The organism is Mucilaginibacter sp. (assembly GCF_039207105.1).
GTDB lineage: Bacteria > Bacteroidota > Bacteroidia > Sphingobacteriales > Sphingobacteriaceae > Mucilaginibacter.
In genome coordinates this window covers 13,432-27,822 of sequence record NZ_JBCECK010000027.1, presented here as the reverse complement: position 1 = coordinate 27,822, position 14,391 = coordinate 13,432, and the positions used below count along the sequence as shown (strand labels likewise).

Sequence of the window (14,391 nt, the reverse complement as noted above, 5' to 3'; positions counted from 1 at the left end):
TTTAAGCGTTAGAGTTTAACATTGACACCAAACTGCAGTATTCTGTCAAGCGGATAGATGTACCCGAATTGCTGATCAATGGCTGATGTGGCAGAAGGGTGTTCAGGGTCCATATATAACAGACCTGTAAAGGTTAACAGGTTATATCCGTTTACAAATACCCTTACACCCTTGATACCTATTTTTGATACCCAGTTGTTAGGCAGGGTATAACCCAGTTCGGCACTTTTTAACCTTACATAAGTAGCATTTTGCAGGTTTGCCAAGGTGTTAGTGAAAGGTACAGTACCGGTATATGCAAAATGACCAGGAACCCAAACTGTATTTGGATCATAAGGATTGGCATTAGGATCTGCAGGGTGGTACCTGTCTAAAAATTGAGTTAAAGCGCCGCCGCCAGCCCAAAGAGGTGTGTTCAGTTGTTCAAGATAGCTGGCATATGACATGGCCGCTCCCTGGAACAACAGGTTTAAGTCAAAGCTTTTGTATGAAGCACCAATGTTTAAACCGAAAGTTATCAATGGTAAGCCGGTTGATGCAATAGGGTGGCTGTCATCAACGCCAATCTGGCCATCGCCGTTCCAATCCTGGTAGCGATAATCACCAACTACGGTATTTCTGTTTACATATATACCACTGTTTTCAATAGCTTGCCAGTTTTCAAACTGTCCGGCTGATCCATATCCCCAGTAAATATTGTTGTAACGGTTGGCGGTATAGGTGCTGTTTATCCAGTTCAAGTAAGAGTTGCCCGCTTTGGCCTGCACACGTGTAGTGTTCATAATGCGGGTGTAACCAAATGTGCCCCGAACGTTATAAGCAAACTTGCCAATGGTATTACGGTGACTAACCTCAAAATCAAAACCTTGTGCACGATCGCCATTTAAATTTTGCTGAGGCAGGTTGGCACCAACTACATCAGGTAAGGTTAATAATTGTGTAGCAAGCAAACCTGTACGGTCGCGACGGTACCAGTCAAATGTTACCCCAAATAAACCTCTTATTACCTCGATATCCGTACCAATATCTAATGTCTTTGAGGTATACCAGGTAATTTCAGGATTAGGTATGCCTTTACTTACAGATGAGTTTACAAATGTGCCATCAAACACACCACCCGCAGGTAAGCCCATGCCCGAACCACCGGCCGGATAGGTGTAACCGCTTATAAACTGGTAGCTTGATGCTGAATCGTCTCCGGTTTTACCATACGATGCCCTGAGCTTAAAGTTATCTATGAATGAAAGTGCGGAATCTTTCCAGAAATCTTCTTCAGATAAACGCCAGCCTACAGAACCTACCGGGAATAAACCCCAACGTTTGGCAGCGCCAAAGCGCGAGGAACCATCATACCTAAAGCTAAAACCGGCAAAGTATTTTGATTTGTAATCGTAGTTAAATGAACCTACCAAACCCGCATTGGCATAATGGTATAATGCATTGGCCGATGCGGACATGTTGCCCTGCTGGTTAAGTGTGTTACCGGCAAGTAACTGGTCTACCGCGATGGACACTTCTCTTTGTGCGAAAAAGTTATCACCATAGCGATCGTTGGTTTCATAAAGAACCAGGCCGCTGATGTTGTTCCCACCAAATGTTCGGGAATAGTTTAGTGATACTTGGCTTAAACTTGTCGGGTAACCATAAAACTCCCTGCGCACAGTACCAGGTGTTTGCTGAGGAGAGGCGGCATAGGCATTTGTAGTGGCATTGTAGGAATACAGGTTAAAGGCTTCCATGTATTTCTTATTATCGGTAATATTAACATCATAGCTATACAAGGCTTTTGCACTTAAGCCTTTAACACCAGGGATGTTATAAGTTAAGCTTGCTGAAGACTGAAAATACTTGTTATTCAGTATCTGGTAGCCATTTACATCACTTGATGTTAAAGCCAATGGGTTTACAACGTTGGCCACGTTATTCAGATAGTTTGGGTTATCATTAGCATAAATTGGAGTAATAGGTGGTACATACCATAAACTCCTGAAAGACCAGTACGGAGCGTTATAAGGCATGTTCTTTTCCTCCATGATGCCGGCTATATTTAAATCAAAGGTTAAGTTTTTGGTAACCTTAGTAGTAATATTTGAGCGCAGGTTATAGCGTTTGTAATACAGATCATTACTTTTTAAAATACCATCCTGACCGGTGTATCCTAAGCTTAAAAAGTAATTGCTGTTTTCATTTCCACCGGTAGCGGTAAGATTTTGCTGTGTTTGCGGAGCCGATTTTTTAACAACGGCATCGTACCAGTTATAGCCTTTCTTGGTGCCATTTTGGTAAGCTTCAATGTCTGCATCGGAGTAAATGCGCGAGCCGCCGTTAACATTGTGCATGTTCTTCTCGTTGTTAAGGATCATCCAATCGGCTACCCCCACAGTTGATGGGAATCTGATAGGGAGCTGGTAGCCATAAGTACTGTTGAAATTAAGCTCAAGTGTACCTTTTTTACCTCTTTTAGTGGTAACTAAAATTACCCCGTTAGCGGCACGTACCCCATAAACTGCTGCCGATGCATCTTTCAGTACCGAAATACTTTCAATATCATTCGGGTCAATACGCATAATGTCGGTTCTGGGTACACCATCTACAACAAGCAGGGGCGTACCCATGCCGCGAATATCAAATGAGTTATTAAAGTCGCCAGGCTCGGCACTGTTTTGAACAACACGTAATCCCGGTACTTTACCGGCTATGGAATTAAGTACATTCTCGTTTTTGGTGGTAAGTATGTCTGAACCACTTACAGTTGATACCGCGGTTGTGAGTGATGCGCGTTTTTGTTTGCTGTAACCTACAACTACAACTTCGTTTAATGCCGAAGCGGTAGGGTTAAGGTTTACATTGATCTCGTCGGCAGCCACTTTAATTTCCTGGCGGTCATAACCAAGCATGGTGAAAACAAGTGTTTGACCAGGTGCCGCGTTAATGGTGTATTTACCATTTACATTGGTCATGGTACCTGTAGTGGTGCCTTTAATAACAACGCTTGTGCCGGGTAAAGTAGCACCTTTTTCATCGGTTACGGTACCTTTTATTGCTGTTTGTGCAAATGTTGCGGTAGCAATTAAAATCAGGATCAAGCTGGTTGCAAGGGGCTTTAATGAAAATGCCTGCCATCGGTAAGATCCAGATGAGTTGGTTAACGCTGATTTTTTGCTGCTTTTAGCTGTGAGGGGGCCTCCTTCTGCTTTTCGGGAAACCGAAAGGTACAATAACAATGCTTTACAGCGTGCAAAGCATGTTTTTGTAATGCTGTGGTATAAAAAAAGTCTCATAAATAATGGTAACTCAGATTGTTTTGGTAATAGGTTATGAAAATTGAGTTTTGAAATAGATGAAGATCTGATCAGATAACTCCCGGAGATTTGATCAAATAGTTGTGATGGTTAGTGTTTAATTTGGATTTTTCATGATATAAGTTTGGTTAATGGATTGTTTTATAACCCAGCATAATGTAGCTGTGCATTCTTTTTTTATTAAAGAATTTGGTTGTTAGTACAATAGGTTTTCTTTGATCATAATTAGCAGGGGAGATAGATCAAAGCATAGGTTTATATGTTAGTATGTACAAACATATAAATATTTTTAGAAATCAAAATTTTTTTCGTGTTTTTTGTTTATTGACTTAATATTTATTGGAGATTTTTATAAGTATACTTCTGTTACAGGTAAAATTCGTACTATATAATAACCTATAAGACAGGTATTGGTGATTATTTCGTCAAAAATAAATAAGCATTGTTAAGCTTAAATTAAATTATTGTAATAATGTATATACATAAAATCATTATAATTGTCATCTTATACCTTAACTTATGAAACCAGAGAGATTTTTAATTGGTCTTATCTTCTTGCTCTTGAGTGCTATTTGCAGCGCTCAACAGCCTGGAGGCAATCAAACAAAGCGGGCTAATGTTATTTTCATCATGGCAGATGATCACGCTTATCGGGCTATAAGTGCTTACGGATCTAAACTGATAAAAACACCTAATATTGACCGTATCGCTAAAGAGGGTGTATTGATGAAAGATGCTTACGTTACCAACTCCGTATGCAGCCCCAGCAGAGCTGTTATACTTACCGGAAAATATTCGCACATCAATGGAATGAAAGATAATGGCACATATTTTAACGGCGCGCAGCAAACATTACCTAAAATATTTAAGCAGTATGGTTATAATACCGCTATTGTAGGCAAGTGGCATTTGTTCAGTAAACCCACGGGGTTTGATTACTGGAATATTTTACCAGATCAGGGACATTATTACGCGCCTCAATTTATAAAAATGGGTAAGGATACAACCTACAAAGGTTATGTAACCGATATAATTACCGATATGGCAATCAACTGGATCGGTGAAAATAAAAATAAGCCTTTCTTTTTGATGCTACATCATAAAGCGCCTCATCGTAATGCTATGCCGCCACTTAAATACCTTGATAAATTTAATGATGTTAAGTTTCCGCTGCCTGATAATTTTTATGATGATTATGCCAGCAGACCAGCGCTTAAACGTCAAAGCATTACTATTAAAAATGATATGGATATTCGTTATGATAGTAAAATTCCATGTGATACCTGTCCGGTTACAAAAATTAATAATTGGGCTCCGGGAGAATATGAAAAAGAACTTGCTGGTTTAACGCCTGTAGAGCGTGTTGTATGGGATAAGCAGTTTCGGATAGAATATGAAAAATTTAAAAAGTTGCACACCACCGATGAAGTAACACGATTTCAGTATCAGCGCTTTATGGAGGATTATTTACGCTGTGTTTTGTCGCTTGATGATAATATTGGCCGGGTGCTTGATTATCTTGACAAAACAGGTTTGGCCAAAAATACAATTGTGGTTTATATGTCTGATCAGGGATTTTATCTTGGTGAGCACGGTTTATACGATAAGCGTTTTATGTATGAAGAGTCGTTCCGTACACCAATGATGATCCGTTTTCCTGGAGTAGTTAAATCGGGTAAAAAGCTTAGTCAGTATGTGTTAAATCTTGATATTGCACCAACCTTGTTGGACTTAGCGGGCATCAAAGTTCCTGGTGATATGCAGGGCGAAACCATGAAGCCTTTGTTGACAGGACAACATCTGGAAAAAAAATGGCGTGATGAGATCTATTATCATTACTATGAAAAATCATTTAATCTCACAGCTCATTATGGTATTCGCACTAAACAATATAAGTTGATGCATTTTTATGATCCTATAGACGACTGGGAGTTTTATGATCTGAAAAAAGATCCTCACGAAATGAAAAATGGATATAATAACCCGGCTTATCAGAGTATAATTGCAATGCTCAAACAACATATTACAGCATTGCAAATTAAGTACAAGGATGAAGTGACCAAGTAATTAAAACAGAAAGCGGGAAGGGGTTATTCCCTTCTGCTTTCTATAGTATAAATAAAGTTGTCAGCTTTGTAGTAGCCGGTATTAAATTCTATCGGTCTGTCGCCTTGGTCGTAAACATATCTTTTTCTAAAAAGGATAGGACTGCCGGGTTCAATCTCCAGTTTGGTGGCAATAAATTTATCAGCCACTTTAGCGCTTATTTCCTCTTTAGAAAGATCAACTATAATAGAATGTTCCTTTTCCAGTATCTCATATAAAGGGCGTTTGAAATCTTCGTCGCCGGTAAGGCCGACACGCGGGTGAAAGTAAGATACAAAGTATACAAAAGGGCCATCGGTACCACCTCTTAACCGCTCCAGTTTTAATACCTTTTTGGCGATATTGATCTCGAAAAAATTGGCTATTGGCTCTTCAGGATTAACCCAGCTGATGTGGAGTTCAAAATTACGGATCGGGATGCCGCGTGCATTCATTTCCTGAGAGAAGCTCAGCCAGTTGTTTGATTTTGAACTTACCGGCGAGCCTGCCACCTTTGTGCCTATTCCTTTTTTTCGGATCAGGAGGCCTTCATAAACCAGTTTGTTAAGAGCTTGCCGTAATGTAGTACGCGATATGGCCAGCTGCTTGGCCAAATCAACCTCATTGGGTAATAGCTTACCATCGGCATACTGAGGGTCGGTAATGATGTTGCGTAAAAGCTCTTCTGCTTGCAGGTGCAGGGGAATAGGGCTTTTATGGTCTATTGATAACTTCATGGTTTTCTGCTTAAAACGAATTGAAAACAATCCGCGCAAGTGATATTGGTTAGTTTATGTTTATGGTTTTAGATTTGTATCAACAAAGAATTAATGAAACGTAATTTAGCAAAATTAAAAAATGTTTTGATTATGTTTATTATGTTAATATGTTTGTACATAATAAATTTATCGCAAATAGTCATTTTCTAAACAATCAGTTATAATACTTACGTGCAATTTACGTAATAGCCATACTATCATACACGGCAGTAAAGGAGTAAGAAGCAAAACTTTGTGATATAGTACAATATAATTTATATGAACATAAGCTTAAATCCGCTAAATAACAAAACAAAAACAAACTGGAGAAAAGGTAAACAACCTTTAATGCCGGCTAAAGCCAGCGCTATTTTGCCTCAGGGCTATAATTTATATCCTCATCAATCTATTGGCCAGGGAAAAATATACAATGGATATGAATCATTGGCAAACTGGATAGCCGGATGTAAATATGTAGCAATTGACGGTTACATAGGTGTGTTTTGGGATGAAGTGAGGGATTATCTGGAGACTGAATTTACAAAGATGCAATTATCTGTTTGCTGGATCGAAAGCAGTGAGTATTTAAAGTCGCCCGATGAAATAGAAGAATTAGTAAAGCCTTACCTGGGTACACCTGGTTCTGTTTGGGGTAAACGTACTGATCTGAACCTTGCTGATTTTTACGATTTTGAGCAAATCACAGCTAATGCCGAATATGATGTAACTATTGTAATAGGAATAGGCGCCTCTCTTATAACAACTGATGCTCACATAGTATACCTCGATTTACCAAAAAATGAACTACAGTTACGTATGCGTGCGGGTACAGCGATTAACTTGGGCACAAATAAACCGGACATCAACAGCGAAATGTACAAACGCTTTTACTTTGTTGACTGGGTGGTTTTAAATGAATACAAAAAGCATATTCTTAACAAAATAGCAGTAGTTGCAGATGCCCAATGGAATGAAACCATAAACTGGATGCCGGCTAAATATTTTAATGAAGCCCTCCATAACATCAGCCAAACAGATTTTAGGGTACGGCCATGGTTTGAGCCGGGAGCATGGGGTGGTCAATGGATGAAAGAGCGCATTGAGGGTTTGAATAAAGATGATGTTAACTTAGCGTGGTCATTTGAATTGATAGTTCCGGAAAATGGGCTTGTTTTTGAAAGTGATAGCAACTTGCTGGAGGTTTCATTTGATTTTCTGATGTTTCAGGAAAGGGACGCGGTTCTCGGTGATTTCGCGGAAAAATTTGGTGATGAGTTCCCTATCCGGTTCGACTTTCTGGATACCTGGGATGGTGGCAACTTATCAATACAGTGCCATCCTAAATTAAAATACATTCAGGAACAATTTGGTGAGCGCATCACCCAGGATGAAACTTATTACATTTTGGACTGCCAACAGGATGCTAATGTTTATCTGGGTTTTCAGGATAATATTGATCCTGTGGAATTTAAAGAGCAACTTGAGAATAGCCAAAAAAATGGAGTAAAGTTAGACATTACCCAATATGTACAATCGCATGAGGCCAGTAAGCATGATCTTTTCCTGATACCTAATGGTACTGTGCATAGTGCGGGGGCAGGTAACCTGGTACTCGAAATAAGCGCTACGCCTTATATTTTTACCTTTAAAATGTATGATTGGTTAAGGCTTGATCTTAACGGTGAGCCGCGCGCCATAAATATCGATCATGCTTTTAACAACCTTAATTTTGAACGTAAAGGACAAAAGGTTACCGATGAACTGATCTCCAAACAAAACAGTATACAAAAAGGTGCCGATTGGGAAATTATCCATGTACCAACCCACGCAGATCATTTTTATGATGTACATAGGCTGGAATTTGATTCATCCATTACTGTTGAAACCAAAGGGTCGTGCCACGTTCTGATGATGGTTGAGGGAACGGAGCTTGTTGTTAAAGCAAATAATGGTACAGAAACTGTTTATCGCTACGCAGAAACATTTGTTGTGCCGGCAGCAGCTAAATCATATACGCTTATCAACAAAGGCACTGTGCGTGCTAAAGTAGTAAAAGCATTTTTAAAAGCATAAACTTAAATCATGATGATATCTTCCATAAAAAAAACGTTCATTGCATTGATGCTTAGCGGTGTTGCGCTTGTATCAAATGCACAGCAAAAACAACCAATTGATTATGCCGACCCGTTGCTGGGTAGTTCCGAGTCGCGCTGGATGCTTGGTCCTTACGCTACCATGCCATTTGGAATGGTACAGCTGGGGCCTGATAACCAGGGTGGTGTATGGAAATCTGGTTATGAATATACTTTAAATAATATCGGTGGTTTTAGCCATATCCATTCCTGGACAATGGCAGGGCTTTCTGTGATGCCAACTGTTGGTGTTTTGAATACTCGCCGCGGCCCGGCTGATGGCCCAACAACAGGCTGGACAACCGGTTATCGTTCACGTATTTATAAAGAAACTGAAAAAGCAAGCCCGGGTTATTATGCGGTAAAATTGATGAACGGTGATATCACCACAGAAATAACTACTACAACCCGTGCAGGTTTTTTTAAGTTTAGCTATCCTACAGATGAGGATGCCCATATTTTACTTGATCTCGATATCCCGTTTGAAAACACAGCCGAAATATTGGATGCTAAGTTTACCAAAGTAAGCGATACCGAAATAGAAGGTTATTCCAAACAAAAATGGAGCTGGCAGGAATATACCGTTCACTTTGTTGTGCGTTTTGACAAACCGATTGAAGGTTTTGGCGGCTGGGTAGGCAATAAGGTGCTTAAAGATGTTAAAGAAGTTATTGGCAAAGGAAAATTAGGTGCGTTTGCCGATTTTAAAGCCAAGAAAGGTGAAGTTATCCAGATGCAAAGCGCCATTTCATTGGTGAGCATTGATCAGGCACGCTTAAACCTGAAAACAGAAATGGATCCTTTTAAATGGGACTTTAACGCTGTTCATGAAAATGCCAGAAATGTTTGGAGCAACCTTTTGGGCAAAATAAAAATTGAAGGCAGCACCGAAGAAAATAAAAAGAAATTCTACACTAACCTTTACCGCTCATATGTGGCCCGTACTACCTGGAGCGATGTGAACGGTAAATACATAGATCCTAATGAAATTGAAAGACAGGTTGATCCTAAGACACCTATATTGGGTTCGGATGCTTTTTGGAACACATTTTGGAACTTGAACCAGTTATGGACATTGGTAAACCCTGATGTTGCCAGCAACTGGAGCAAATCGTTTCTTGAAATTTACAGAACCGGTGGATGGTTGCCCAAAGGCCCGGCAGGTATCGAGTATTCAGGCATTATGGAAGCTTCACATGAGATTGCGCTTATTACAAGCGCTTACCAGAAAGGTATCCGAGATTTTGATTCAAAACTGGCTTTTGAAGCTATGATGCACCAGCAAACAACGCCTGGCGTGAAAACTCCTGAAAATGGATTTGCAGGGAATAAATACTATGAATCATATCTTAAATTAGGATACGTACCAAATGAAGAAGGCCAGGTATCCAATACTTTAGAATATGCTTATGACGATTGGTGTGTGGCGCAATTTTGCAAGGCATTAGGCAAAACTGCCGAGTACAAGATGTTGATGAAACGGGCAGATAATTACAAAAATGTATTTGACCCACAGGTAAAATATGTACGTATGAAAAACCGTGACGGTAGTTGGGTTAAGGATTGGTCGCCGTATTGCTGTACCGCATTTAACGGCCCGGGATACCTGGAAGGTAATGCATGGCAATATACTTTCTTCAATCCGCATGATGTTCAGGGCATCATTAACAGGGTAGGTAAAGACGAATTTAATAACCGTTTAAATGAAGGTTTTGAAAAATCAGCCAAATATGATTTTAATGCTGATGGCGATCTTTATGATCTGGTACCCATAAATCATGGTAATCAGCCAAATATGCAGGCTGCCTGGTTGTTCAATTATTCAGGTAAACCCTGGCTTACACAAAACTGGACACGTGAGATCATGAATAAATATTATGGTTCTACGCCATATCATGGCTGGTTAGGTGATGAGGACGAAGGCCAGATGGGGGCTTGGTATGTAATGTCGGCAATGGGATTGTTTGAAACTGATGGTGGGGCATCAACCAAACCTTTTTATGAGATAGGAAGCCCTGTTTTTGATAAAGTAACTATAGCTTTAGATCCAAAATACTACAAAGGCGGAAACTTTACTATTGAGGCACAAAATACATCTGATTTAAACAGGTATGTTCAGTCGGCAACATTTAATGGCAAACCGCTTACAAAGCCTTGGATCTATCATCAGGATGTTGTAAACGGTGGTAAACTGGTTTTAGTTATGGGGCCGAAACCAAATGTTAACTGGGGCAGTAAACCTGGTGACGCGCCTCCATCAATGTCGGCAGCAACCAAATAACCAACATTAACCAATTACCTAATATAATTATGAAAGAAGTTAAAAAATTGAGATTGAGTACCATTACCCTTGTGGCTTCTCTCGGTGGTTTTTTGTTCGGGTTTGACATCGCTGTTGTATCCGGAGTATTACCACTGCTTGCAAAGCAGTTTCATTTAACTGCGGCCCAGGAAGGATGGTTTGTATCATCGGGCTTAGTGGGTTGCATTATAGGGGTAGCATTCTCAGGTGAAGTAAGTGATCGCCTGGGCCGAAAGGTTCCTTTGTTGCTATCAGCAGCATTGTTCCTGCTTTCTGCTTTGGGCTGCGCGTTTATGCCTTCGCTGTTTTGGGTAATTGCAGCACGTTTGCTGGGTGGTGTAGGTATTGGTATAGCATCAAACGTAGTACCACTTTACATTTCAGAAATTGCACCGGCAAATATCAGGGGCAGGTTGGTTACTTATTATCAGTTTGCCGTAACATTGGGTATCCTGGTGGCCTACCTTACCAACGCTGGCTTGGTTAGTTATGTTGCTCATTCGCCTGGTGAAAGCTTTTTTCAGCAGGAAATATGGCGGGCCATGCTGGGTTTAGGTGCCATCCCAGCCTTGTTATTTTTATTGGGCTTGTTTGCCGTCCCCGAAAGCCCAAGGTGGCTGATACAAAAAGGACGTAACGCAGAAGCTGCTGACATCAACGCTCGTTTAACCGGCAATACTGAACAGGATATTGCACAGGAAAAAGCAGCTGAAGTACACCAGGGTTCATACAAAGAGCTGTTTGCACCCGGCATGCGGAAGGCTTTGCTTATAGGTATTCTGTTACCGCTGTTCTCGCAGTTTAGTGGTATAAACGCTATTATTTATTATGGCCCGAGTATTTTAAGTAATGCCGGTATCTCGTTAAGTAATTCATTGATCAGCCAGATCATATTTGGTGTGGCCAATATGTTGTTTACCCTTATCGCTATTTGGAAAGTTGATAGCTGGGGACGACGTCCGTTGTATTTGTATGGCACGGCTGGGGCTGCCATAACACTTATTGCAACTGGTATTTGTTTTTATACAGGTGCAACCGCAAGTATGTGGTTGCTCATTTGTGTGCTTTCTTTCCTTGCTTTTTTTGCCTTTTCAATAGGACCGCTGAAGTTTGTAGTGGCATCAGAGATATTTCCTAACGCTATACGTGGAAGGGCTCTGGCCATTAGTATCATGGTAATGTGGGTGGCCGATGCCATAGTAGGGCAGTTAACTCCTATACTATTAGATGGCTTTGGCAGTGCCGGTACCTTTTGGTTCTTCGCGTTCTTTTGTGTGGTAGCCTACATCGTTGTATACAAACTACTGCCCGAAACCAAGGGCAAATCGCTGGAGCACATTGAAAACTACTGGAAAGAAAAAGGCATTGATGCAAGCAGCCAGCAACATGATGATAAACACATAACTCTTCATTAACATGTTAAAAAAACTAAAACTTACCATTGCCGGATTAACAATGGTTGCTTTAAACGCAGCCTCATCGGCAACATACGCGCAGCAAACTGATCTGACAAAATATGTTGATCCTCGCATAGGAACCGCACATTCCAGGTGGTTTTTCTTTACGCCGGGTGCGTCGCCATTTGGTATGGCTAAACCTGCGCCTTCAACTAATGGACACTACGGAACCGAGCATGGCTGGGATGCCGTTGGATACGATTACAGGCATACCTCTATCGAGGGCTTTGCCAACTTTCACGAATTTCAGGTAGGAGGAATTGTATTTGCGCCATCAACAGGGCCATTGCAAACGGTTCCTGGTACTTTAGAGCATCCAGAGGAAGGATACCGTTCGGAGTTTGACCGTAAGAATGAAACGGCTACGGCCGGTTACTATTCTGTGCTGTTAAAAAAATATGGTATTAAAGCTGAGCTTACTTCTACGCCAAGGGTAGCATTTCACAGATATACATTCCCGGCTAATAAACAATCGCATATTATATTTGATGTTGGCAACAAACAAGGCGAAAGTGGTGAGGTAAAAGATGCCAAAGTATATATTACGCCTGAAGGTAGGGTTGAGGGTTATGTGATTACTAAGCCGGTATATGTTCTGAAATACCAGCCAGATGCCGAGGTTGTTATGTATTTCTCAGCTATTCTTGATAAAAAGCCTGAAAGCTATGGTACATTCAATGGCGATCAAAAAAACGAGGGAGCTAAAGAAGCAAATGGAAAAGGCGCTGGTTTGTATCTTAACTTCAATACCCAAAATAAGGAAAGCATCACTGTAAAAGCCGGACTTTCCTACACTTCTATTGAAAACGCACGTGTTAATCTTAATACAGAAGCTAAAGACCTTACTTTTGATGCGGCTAAGGTAAAAGCGCATAACATCTGGAACCAATATTTGCATCGCATAGAGGTTGAGGGTAATAAACAGGAAGATGTTGTTAAGTTTTATACAGGTTTATACCATGCACTATTGGGTCGTGGTTTGGCAAGCGATGTAAATGGTGCTTATCCAAAAAATGATGGCTCCGTTGGTCAGATCGCTCTTGATGCAAAAGGACATCCTATCCACAATCATTATAATACTGATGCAATTTGGGGGGCTTTTTGGAACCTGACACAATTATGGGCCATTGCTTATCCGGAATACTATTCAGACTATGTAAAAAGCCAGCTACTTATCTACAAGGATTCAGGTTGGCTGGCCGATGGTATTGCTAACAGCAAGTATGTATCTGGAGTAGGCACCAACTATGTAAGCCTAATTATGGCCAGTGCGTACATGTGCGGTATTCGCGATTTTGATATTAAGGAAGCTTACGCTGCAGCAATTAAAAATGAGCTGGATGGCGAGAATCGTCCGAGGGGAGCAGGTAAGCTGGATGTCGCGCGTTTTGTAAAATTGGGCTATGTAGATCATATAGATAAAAGCTCTGGATGGCAAGAGGCCTGGCAGTTTTCAGCTTCACATACTTTGGAGTATTCATTCAGTTCATATGCGGTAGGGCAGTGGGCTAAATTGCTTGGCAAACAAAAAGATTATGAACAGTTAAATGCGCTTTCAAAGGGATGGGAAAAAATATATGACCCGGCATTAAAATTGGTGCATCCAAAGTTAGCTAACGGACAGTTTATTGATAATTTTAAACCCAGTGAAGTCTGGCGCGGTTTTCAGGAAGGTAATGCCTGGCAGTATACTTTTTATGTTCCGCAAGATCCTAATGGTTTAATAGCTAAGATAGGGAAGGAAGAGTTTACAAAAAGGCTTGATAGTATATTCACCGTGTCGCAGCCAAATGCGTTTGGCGGAGGCAAAAAATTAGATGCGTTCTCGGGTTTGGAGAGTCCGTATAATCATGGTAATCAACCTAATCTGCATACATCATGGTTGTTCAACTTTTCTGGCGCGCCATCGTTAACCCAAAAATGGGTTCGTGCTATCTGTAATGAATTTTATGGAGCTGATGGCATACACGGTTACGGTTATGGCCAGGATGAGGATCAGGGACAGTTAGGTGCCTGGTATGTAATATCAAGCTTAGGGCTATTTGATGTAAAAGGCTTTACCGATATTAAATCACAGGTTGGCTTAGGCAGCCCCTTATTTAATAGGGTTACCATTAAGCTCAGTAAAAAATATTATAAAGGCACTCAGTTTGTGATGGAGGTTAAAAACAATTCTGATAAAAACATCTATGTGCAAAGCTTTAAATACAATAATAAAGAACTGCACCAGCCATTTTTACCATTGTCAGATGTTTTAAACGGAGGAAAGTTAAGTTTAGACATGGGGCGGAAACCTGTAAATACGTACTAAACAATAAAAGTATTGTTATGCAAGAAAGCCGTGAATTATCAATT

7 protein-coding genes are annotated in these 14,391 nt (G+C 40.5%); 5 read left to right on the top strand and 2 right to left on the bottom strand.

What is annotated here, in order from left to right; genetic code table 11:
• Positions 1 to 8: 8 nt before the first annotated feature.
• Positions 9 to 3,281: a TonB-dependent receptor gene (locus tag AAGC65_RS08080; RefSeq protein ID WP_343111926.1), complete on the bottom strand. Its 3,273-nt coding sequence runs from the start codon at positions 3,279 to 3,281 to the stop codon at positions 9 to 11.
• Between the two features lie 540 nt (positions 3,282 to 3,821).
• Between AAGC65_RS08080 and AAGC65_RS08075 the strand changes: the two genes are divergently transcribed.
• Positions 3,822 to 5,369, top strand: a complete 1,548-nt coding sequence (locus AAGC65_RS08075; RefSeq protein WP_343111925.1) for a sulfatase — start codon at positions 3,822 to 3,824, stop codon at positions 5,367 to 5,369.
• Positions 5,370 to 5,392: 23 nt separating this feature from the next.
• Here AAGC65_RS08075 and AAGC65_RS08070 read toward each other — a convergent pair whose 3' ends face one another.
• On the bottom strand, positions 5,393 to 6,124 hold the full coding sequence (locus AAGC65_RS08070; protein ID WP_343111924.1) for a GntR family transcriptional regulator: 732 nt from the start codon (positions 6,122 to 6,124) through the stop codon (positions 5,393 to 5,395).
• A gap of 300 nt (positions 6,125 to 6,424) precedes the next feature.
• On the opposite strand from AAGC65_RS08070, the gene AAGC65_RS08065 reads away from it, so the two are divergent.
• The 4 genes from AAGC65_RS08065 to AAGC65_RS08050 are packed head-to-tail and all read left to right on the top strand — an operon-like array spanning position 6,425 to position 14,347.
• Positions 6,425 to 8,218: a class I mannose-6-phosphate isomerase gene (locus AAGC65_RS08065; RefSeq protein ID WP_343111923.1), complete on the top strand. Its 1,794-nt coding sequence runs from the start codon at positions 6,425 to 6,427 to the stop codon at positions 8,216 to 8,218.
• Between the two features lie 9 nt (positions 8,219 to 8,227).
• Positions 8,228 to 10,558, top strand: a complete 2,331-nt coding sequence (locus AAGC65_RS08060) for a GH92 family glycosyl hydrolase (protein WP_343111922.1) — start codon at positions 8,228 to 8,230, stop codon at positions 10,556 to 10,558.
• A 29-nt stretch (positions 10,559 to 10,587) separates the two neighbouring features.
• Complete coding sequence (locus AAGC65_RS08055; RefSeq protein WP_343111921.1) at positions 10,588 to 11,994, top strand: sugar porter family MFS transporter; 1,407 nt, start codon at positions 10,588 to 10,590, stop codon at positions 11,992 to 11,994.
• Between the two features lies 1 nt (position 11,995).
• Positions 11,996 to 14,347 carry a GH92 family glycosyl hydrolase gene (locus AAGC65_RS08050; RefSeq protein ID WP_343111920.1) on the top strand — a complete coding sequence of 784 codons (2,352 nt, stop codon included), beginning with the start codon at positions 11,996 to 11,998 and terminating at the stop codon, positions 14,345 to 14,347.
• The last annotated feature ends 44 nt before the right edge of the window (positions 14,348 to 14,391 follow it).

What these genes read in the sequence shown, in the direction of transcription:
- AAGC65_RS08050 (WP_343111920.1), top strand. Translation starts at nt 11,996, where the DNA reads ATGTTAAAAAAACTAAAACTTACCATTGCCGGATTAACAATGGTTGCT.
- AAGC65_RS08055 (WP_343111921.1), top strand. Translation starts at nt 10,588, where the DNA reads ATGAAAGAAGTTAAAAAATTGAGATTGAGTACCATTACCCTTGTGGCT.
- AAGC65_RS08070 (WP_343111924.1), bottom strand. Translation starts at nt 6,124, where the DNA reads ATGAAGTTATCAATAGACCATAAAAGCCCTATTCCCCTGCACCTGCAA.
- AAGC65_RS08080 (WP_343111926.1), bottom strand. Translation starts at nt 3,281, where the DNA reads ATGAGACTTTTTTTATACCACAGCATTACAAAAACATGCTTTGCACGC.
- AAGC65_RS08065 (WP_343111923.1), top strand. Translation starts at nt 6,425, where the DNA reads ATGAACATAAGCTTAAATCCGCTAAATAACAAAACAAAAACAAACTGG.
- AAGC65_RS08060 (WP_343111922.1), top strand. Translation starts at nt 8,228, where the DNA reads ATGATGATATCTTCCATAAAAAAAACGTTCATTGCATTGATGCTTAGC.
- AAGC65_RS08075 (WP_343111925.1), top strand. Translation starts at nt 3,822, where the DNA reads ATGAAACCAGAGAGATTTTTAATTGGTCTTATCTTCTTGCTCTTGAGT.